The sequence below is a fragment of the Flavobacterium xizangense genome (assembly GCF_054075145.1).
Window position 1 is genome coordinate 1 of record NZ_JBSIPG010000132.1, and the last position, 266, is coordinate 266.

A 266-nucleotide genomic window follows, 5' to 3' on the forward strand; every position below is an offset into this window, starting at 1 on the left:
GACCTAAATAAAGACAGTTTGGCGCATCTTTAAAAGCTGCAGCAATTTCTTTAGCTCTAGCATCAGTTTCTAAGGCTTCAGATACTTTCTCAGGAATAATTTCTAATTCTTGAAGATAAGTATGGAAATCTGTATTTGACAATGTTCCTTTTGCTTTCCCTAATCTCAAAGCAATCATCGTTAAAACTGTGATTTGAGTCGTAAATGCTTTTGTTGAAGCTACTCCAATTTCTGGTCCAGCGTGCGTGTAAGCACCTGCATGACTT

The 266-nt window shown here is 37.2% G+C and carries 1 pseudogene; it reads right to left on the reverse strand.

Features of this window, described 5'->3' with window-relative positions:
- A pseudogene (locus tag ACWA1B_RS22805) lies at positions 1 to 266 on the reverse strand (glutamine--fructose-6-phosphate transaminase (isomerizing)); the annotation flags it as partial.